Origin of the sequence: Victivallis sp., from assembly GCF_048170485.1 — a bacterium.
In the GTDB taxonomy this organism is placed as follows: domain Bacteria; phylum Verrucomicrobiota; class Lentisphaeria; order Victivallales; family Victivallaceae; genus Victivallis.
The window spans coordinates 1-7,500 of the sequence record NZ_DBEXAY010000183.1 but is presented as its reverse complement, the minus strand read 5'-3'; the positions used below and the strand labels follow the sequence as shown (position 1 = coordinate 7,500).

At 60.6% G+C, this 7,500-nt stretch carries 6 protein-coding genes; 5 read left to right on the top strand and 1 reads right to left on the bottom strand.

What is annotated here, in order from left to right; genetic code table 11:
• From ACMLHG_RS09475 to ACMLHG_RS09465, 3 genes are all read left to right on the top strand, one after another.
• Positions 1-257 (top strand): hypothetical protein (locus ACMLHG_RS09475; protein ID WP_417170332.1); only part of this gene is annotated, 257 nt, incomplete at its 5' end.
• Between the two features lie 8 nt (positions 258-265).
• A complete protein-coding gene (locus tag ACMLHG_RS09470) occupies positions 266-1,342 on the top strand; it encodes a right-handed parallel beta-helix repeat-containing protein (RefSeq protein ID WP_417170331.1) in 1,077 nt (358 codons plus the stop codon).
• A 69-nt stretch (positions 1,343-1,411) separates the two neighbouring features.
• Positions 1,412-2,545, top strand: coding sequence for a hypothetical protein (locus ACMLHG_RS09465; RefSeq protein WP_417170330.1), 1,134 nt, complete (start codon positions 1,412-1,414; stop codon positions 2,543-2,545).
• 37 nt (positions 2,546-2,582) lie between these two features.
• Here ACMLHG_RS09465 and ACMLHG_RS09460 read toward each other — a convergent pair whose 3' ends face one another.
• Positions 2,583-3,545 carry an AraC family transcriptional regulator gene (locus ACMLHG_RS09460; protein ID WP_294437575.1) on the bottom strand — a complete coding sequence of 321 codons (963 nt, stop codon included), beginning with the start codon at positions 3,543-3,545 and terminating at the stop codon, positions 2,583-2,585.
• A 232-nt stretch (positions 3,546-3,777) separates the two neighbouring features.
• On the opposite strand from ACMLHG_RS09460, the gene ACMLHG_RS09455 reads away from it, so the two are divergent.
• Entirely contained in the window at positions 3,778-4,632 is an 855-nt protein-coding gene (locus tag ACMLHG_RS09455) for a prepilin-type N-terminal cleavage/methylation domain-containing protein (RefSeq protein ID WP_417170329.1), read from the top strand.
• A gap of 29 nt (positions 4,633-4,661) precedes the next feature.
• Positions 4,662-7,334: a hypothetical protein gene (locus tag ACMLHG_RS09450; protein ID WP_417170328.1), complete on the top strand. Its 2,673-nt coding sequence runs from the start codon at positions 4,662-4,664 to the stop codon at positions 7,332-7,334.
• The last annotated feature ends 166 nt before the right edge of the window (positions 7,335-7,500 follow it).

Genomic DNA, 7,500 nt, shown 5'->3' with positions numbered 1-7,500 from the left:
TGCCTAAAAAACTGTTTTTTTACCACATTATCCAGAAAAGTCGTTGTTTTGAGGTGGAGAGAAGATTTCTGAAAAGCCTCAAAATGCTCCACGATTGCCTCGTGTTCGAGGCGAAGCAGTCCGCCGGAACCGAGCTCGCGGCGGTGCTGATCCTGCCCGCCCCCTCCCGCGAATTTCTGGTCGAACTGCAGAAAACTTTCTGCGGACTCAATTACGACCCGTGGCGGGTCGCCGCCGGACAATCGGATACCAAGTGAGGAGAACCATGAAACCGATACTCGCAATCATCGCTCTTTCCGCCACCGTCCGGAGCGCGGCGGCGGCCACTCTCGAACTCGTCCCCGGCTATCAGGTCTGCAGCGTCTATTACCGCGACTGTCAGGCCGCGAAAGCGGAGGAGTTCGCCGGACGGCTCTTCTTCGCTCCGGCGGGGACCGAAACCTTCACCGAGGCTCTGCCGCTGATCTACGATCCCGGGCAGAAGGTCGCCCGCGGCAGCCTCCTCCTGCTGCGGGAGGACACCCCCTACCGGCTGAAGCTCGAAATCTCCGATGCCGGAAAAAAGGAGACCGTGACCCGCGAATTCCGCACCCGCACCACCCGGGTGCCGGTGGCGAAGACGGTTCTGCTCGACGAAAACACGCCGATGCCGCTGGTCGTGACCCAATCGGGCTCCCCGCAGGGATACATCCGCTACACCGCAAAGCCGGGAACCGTGCTGCGCGGCGGCGAAAAAGCGGATGACGCCATTCTGGTCAAGGGTGCATCGTACCTCCTCTTCGACGGGCTGACCGTTACCGGCGGGCGGCTCAACGCATTCCGGCTGGACGGCTGCAATGAGGTGCAGATCCTCAACTGCGAGATCTCCGGCTACGGGCGCACCGGCGTACTCGACACCTCGCGAACCGGCGTCTACTACGACAAGCGGAAACGGGTATGCAACTACGATTCCGGGATCCGGGTGAACGGCTGCCGGAACATCCTGATCGAACGCAACTACATCCACTCGCCCCGCGGCACCTCCAATCCGTGGTTCTACAGCCATCCCGCCGGGCCGAATGCGGTGCTGACCGGCGACGCCGTCGCGCTCACACTCCGCTACAACGACTTCATCGGCAGCGATCTGCACCGCTGGAACGACGCGATCGAAGGGTGGTACAACGGCTCTCCTGAAGGCGGTCCCCGGCGCGACGCCGAAATCACTGGCAACTACTTCGCCTTCGACAACGACGACGGCATGGAGCTCGACGGCGGTCAGGAGAACACCCGCTTCTTCCTCAACCGCACCGAGGGCAACCTCTGCGGCATCAGCGCCGCCCCCTGCCTCATCGGTCCCTCGTAGATCTGGGGCAACCTCTTCTCCGGCCTCGACGGCGATCAGTTCGGCTTCTCCAACTACGCGTTTAAAAACATGCACAGCAAGAGCAACGCAGGCCGCATCCACTACTTCCACAACACCGTCGTCGGCGAGTGGGGCGGGACCTCCAATCAGGGAGCCAACCAGACGGGCGACACCTTGAGTATCGTCACCCGCAACAACTGCTTCGCCACCGACAAACCCGCCTTCCTCAAGAGCCTCTTCCGCCATCCGGTGGACTGCGACGGGGACCTCTACCGCAACACCGGAACGGTTCCGAAAACGCAGCAGCGCCACGGCATCGATGCCAGCCCCCGCTTCGTCGCGCCGGAACGGAACGACTTCCGCCTCGCGTCCGATTCCCCGGGCCGCGGCAGGGCGCTCCCCATTCCCGGGCTGACGGCGGAAGGGAGCGATGTGGGCGCGTATTTCCCCTTTGTCCAGCACGGGTTTCCGCACCGTTCGCTGCCGGTGCGCGTCAGCGCCGAGCGGCTCTCCTTCACCGCCTCCGGTGCGGGCGACTGGCCGACGCGGACGATTCAGCTTGCGGCGACCGATCCGAAGTTCCGAGGCCGGTTCACCGTCCGCAGCGGCGACGACGCCTTCTTCCGTGTGACGCCGGAATCGGGAGAACTTGACGGGACCAAACCGCTTTCGCTCTCCGTCGCGATCCGGCCGGAGAAGATCATTTCCGCCCGGAAGAATCTCGGCGCCTTCACCATCCGTTTCGCCGACGGCCTCTCCCGGCCGGTGTCGGTCTGCGCCGACTCGACCCGGGTCGCCGCCCTGCTGAAACAGGATCGCCGGAATGTGATTTCCGGCACGGTGACCCCGGAGAAAGATGGAAAATTCACGCTGAACTTCCAGCTGGAAAAGCCGGGCAGATACTCCCTCTTCATCCGGCGCGACGCCCCCAATCCGGACGCCTTCTCCGTCACGTTGAACGGGGAAGCGGTTCCGCGCGGCATCAATGCCCGGCTGCAGCGGCGCACCGCAACCGGTCCGCGCTGGATGTCGCCGATTCTCGCCCAGACGCCGAAGAAGACCAACCGACCGGCGGAACTGGCGGCGGGAACTCACAAGATCCGGCTCGCACCGCGCAACACGCAAGCCGGCGAGTGGCGGATCGAAGCCTGCGCGCTGGCGGCCACCCCGGAAGAACTCCTGCTCGCCCCGGAAATGCCGTAGAACCCCGCAGTAGAAAAAATCTTCAGCTCCGCAGGCGTCACTCCTCCGGGAGATTCTCCCGCGCCTCTCCGCCGACGGCGGTTCCGATCCGGTATTCCCGGGGCGAGCAGCCGCAGTACCGGCGGAAGAACGCGCTGAACTGTGAAATGCTGCCGAAACGCAGGCTCTGGCTGATTTCGTGGATCGAATTGCGGCTTCCGCGCAGGAGGGTCTTCGCCACGTGCAGTTTGCGTTGAATCCGATACTGCCCGATGCTCCAGCCGGTAGCCGCCTTGAAGAGCCGGTTGAGGTGGCGCTCACTCATGCCGAATTCCCGCTCGATCGGCAGACAGTCCCGGACGTTGATGTCGTGATCGATAAACGCCTTGATCGCGTTGATCCGGTCGTGTTCGAAGTCGAAATGCGGATGCCGTCGCCCCGGCAGCCGGTCGGCAAACAGCTCCGGCAGCAGCTCGAACAGCAGTTCGCCGAAAAACAGCCGCGTGTAGAGCGCCGTGAGCTCCACCTGACCGCATTCGGTCTGTTCCGGCGAGTTCAGCAGGGAATAAAGAGTCCAGAGCCGCTCACGGGGCACCAGGCGCGAGTTGCGTTCGCGCAGCAGTTCCGGGGTCAGCCGGATCAGCTGTTCGCCCACGGGATTGCGCGGCTCCATCTCGAAATTGACCGCAAACAACACCACTCGCTCCGGACCGAATTTCAACTGATGCGGCGTCATCGGCGGTGTGGCGGTAAAGAACCGGTTCCCCGCGTCACACGAAAAAGAGAGCTCCTCCGAAAAGTAGGACGCCCGCCCCTCCCGCACCGTGGTCAGTTCATAGTAAGGGTGCTCATGCCAGGAGTAGGTCTGATTCGGAAAAATTCCGAGAAAACCGATCCGGACCAGTTTCAGCCTCACCAAAGGCAGTTCCAGCGGTTCCGCCGTCACCGCCGCCCGGTGCAGCAGTTCGTTGATCTTCTCATACCGGTCGTAAATTTCCCTCGGCTCAAATCCCTGATACATCGCACAGTGCCTCCCGTCTGCCGCTTACAATACTGCAACAACAGGGCGCTCTCAAGTAATTTTGTCCATTTTTCTAAACATTTCATCATTTTTTCATGATTTCATATCTTGTATCGTCAAACGGATATCTTATATTATCCATAGAAGGAAACGAAATAATGAGCCGGAGAACCGGGTGGAAAACGTTTCCTCCGGCAGGTTCGCATCACAGCAAAACAGTAAGGAGAGCCACATGAAACACCGTTCCGCAACAGTGTCCCGTCCCCCGCTCGACCGGGGAATCCCCCGGCCGGGAAATTCCAGCGCCTCCACCGGTATGCCGCCCTGCGCAGACGATTCCGTTGTCCGCTTTCCCCGAAGATCATTTACTCTTATCGAACTTCTGATCGTTATTGCGATAATCGCCATCCTGGCCGCCATGCTGTTGCCCGCCCTGCAGAAGGCGCGCAGCAAAGCACGGAACATCACCTGCGTTTCCAACCTGCGGCAAATCAGCTATCTCTCCGCCAACTACATGGATACGGAGGGATTCATCTCCCCGACCGAGAGCTACGGCGGCTACCACGTCAGCTGGACCAAAGCCCTCCTCCCCTATCTACGCCCCGGTGTCAAGGCGCTCAACGAACCGGCGGAACCGCTCTTTTCCTGCCCGAGCCAGCAGAACAAACTCATGAACAACCCGCTGTGGGAGCAATCCTGGGCGCGCAAGGCGGCCACCTACGCAAAAAACGCCTACACCGGCAACTCCTCACAGAACTACAACGGCTGCAGCTGGGGTCCCTACGGTGACACGCTCCGCTGGTTCAAGCAGAATCAATTGAAACGCCCTTCCCGGACGCTGCAGTTCACGGAGGCCTTTTTTGTCAGCACGTCGATCGTTCTCTCCTCCACCGGTTCCGCCATCTATTACGCGGCGACCGACACCGGCACCACCACCGGAAGCTACACCGGCGGGGCTCACGACAGCACCAGCAATATCGCCTGGCACGACGGCCACGTCTCGACCGAAACGAACGTCATCCGGTTCCAAAACGCCCCTTACACACTCAGTGATTCGGAAAACATCTGGAATGCAGGCCTGAACTAAACCTCTGGAGATAAGGAGAGTTGATCTTTATGAAAAAAGTTGTTACAATCATTGCACTGCTTTCGCTTGCCGTCGGAGCGAAAGAACCCGCCTGGTACAGAAACGGCGACGGCGGCGAATTCTACTTCGGCAGAAACATTCCCGGCTTCGTCATGCTCAACTCCGGCAACTGGTCGTGGCAGCTCCGCCAGAGCGGCGGCAGTCTCTCCCGATCGGCGGGAAATCCGCGCACGGAAGGAGAGTATACCACCTGGCAGGGAAATTTTCATACTCCCGGCGGCATCCTCCGTTTCGAGGAAAGAGCAGCCCGCAGCTCCGCCGACTCCCTGCGGGTCCACTGGAGTGTTGAAGCACCGAAACCGATCGATACCGGACTCCTCGCCTTCCATATCGAACTCCCGGCCGGACTGGTCGCAGGTTCCCGGCTGATCTGGGACAACAGCTCCCTCACACTCCCGGTCGATCAACAGGAAGGCAATGCCTCGCTGCTCGCTCCCACTCCGGCCCGCAGACTGGTGCTGCCGATGCGCGACTTCGACCTGGAAATTGCCGGAAACTTCCGGTTCTCCGTTTACGATGCCCGCAAACATCCCGGCGCCTGGAGCAATTATGTCGTAAGAATCCACTTCTCCCCGGCGAACGGAAAACTCAAATCCGCCGCCCTCGCCCTGGCCATGAAACGGCTCCCGCCCCGGCCGCAGAGTCCGCCGCTGGAGATCCGGCCGTCGCACGAGTGGAAAGCACTGGAGTTCCCGGCACAGGTCGAACCCGGTTCAATTCTGGATTTCTCCCGGATCGCACTCGATCCGCCGGCCGGAAAATACGGCCGGGTTGTCACACGGGCAGGGAAATTCACCTTCGAAAACCGTCAGGATCTCCGGCTCCGCGTGCTGGGCGTCAATCTCTGCTACATGGCGAATTTTCCCGATAAAAAGCAGGCGGAAAAGTTCGCCGATGAGCTTGCCGCGCTCGGCTACAACGCGGTCCGCTTTCACCTGATGGACGGCACACTGACCAAAGATGAAAAAGATCCGCAATATCTCACACTCAACCGGGAACTGCTCGACCGCAACGACTACTTCTGGCACTGCCTCAAAAAAAGAGGATTCTACATCAGCCTTGACCTTTACTGTGTCCGGCGGATCAATGTCGACGGGAAACCCGCCTTCCACAATCCCGCCAAGCTGGAGATCATGATGGAAGAACACGCCATGCGCAATCAGGAGCAGTTCACCGAACGGTTTCTCTCCCACATAAACCCCTACACCGGCATGGCGCGCAAGGATGATCCGGCCCTGATGAGCATCACACTGCTCAATGAAAACAGCATGAGCTTCCTCCTCCCCGCCCATCTGTCGAAAAACAATCCGATGCGGCGGAAGTTCGACACCGCCGCCGACGCATGGAACCGGGGGCGGCCGAAGGCGGGAAATCCGCGAGCGCGCTACTTTCAATATCTTTCCGACCGAACCTGGAACCGCCTGAAGGGGGTTCTGGATCGGCTGGGATGCCGCGTCCCGCTGACCAGTCTCAACTGCCACCGGGAAATCGGCCTGTCAGTGCTGCGGAGCAAATTCGATTATGTGGATAATCACGGCTATCAGGATCACCAGTTCTATCCGGGAAAAAAGTGGAGTTATCCGATGGGGTTCCGGGATTTCTCCGCCATCACCGCAGACAGCAGCCTCCTCAGTGAACTGGCTCCGACCAGAATCTTCGGGAAACCTTTCGTCATCAGCGAATACAACTTCTGCTTTCCCAACCGCTTCCGGGCCGAGGCCGGACCGCTCCTCGGCGCAGGGGCAGCGCTGCAGGACTGGGACGGGCTGTTCCGCTACAACTACGCCGAACGCTATCCGGAAAACGCTCCCGGCCGGACCGGCGTCTCCTACGATCTGCGGAATGATCCGATGCAGATTCTGAGTGAAAAAATCATCGCGCTGCTCTTTCTGCGCGGCGATGTTTCCGCCTCGCAGCTCCGGCTGCCGATTCTGGTCCGCCCGGACGCGATGGAGCGGCTGCCGGATTCCCGGTTTGTCCCCGCGTCCCTCTCCGGCTTCAGCCTGCTCGGTCAGATCGGTTCGGTCGTCTCTGCCACGCCTCCCGATGCGGTGATGGATTCGGAGAAGCCGCGCCCGGTCGGCGAGCTGCTCGAGACATTCCGCACTCTCCCCGGCTGGGGACAGGCCGCCTTTGACGCCGCCGCGCGAAAGTCAATTAGTTCGACCGGAGAGATCCGCCACGACGCGGGCGCGGGAACGCTCGTTATCGTCACTCCGCGGAGCGAGGTGCTGACCCGGACCACGGCCGGCACACTGGCTGGAGACCGGCTCCACGCAGCAATCGAAGGCGGTTTCGGCGTGCTTTGCGCCTCGTCGATGGATGGAAAACCTCTGGCGGATTCCCGGCGCATCCTGCTGCTGTTTCTGACCGACAGCCTGAACACCGGAACCCGGTTCTTCAACGCCACCCGTTACCGGCTGGAGGCTCCGGGCAGGTTTCCGGCCCTGGTGCGCCGCGGCGCAGTCGAGGTGACGCTCCGGCTCGACGGAGAATCCACGCCGGAACTGCACGCCGTCGGAATGGATGGGAAACGCCGCTTTTCCCTCCCGGTTTTGCAAAACCGCGACGGAGAGCTGGCGTTTCGACTGGATACCCACGCCGGGGAGAAAGCGGTGGCCGCCTGGGAGCTGTGCCGCTGAATGAAGATAAGATGCGTTTTTACACTCTAGCAGCCTGTCGGACTTAAAAGCAAGTTCTGCGAGAAAAATCATAAAAGCATGATATATTACCAGTCAAAAAAAGGTGTATGATGGCAGCGAAATTTGTGATATTGGACCGAGACACGCCAATGATGTTACCGCCAGA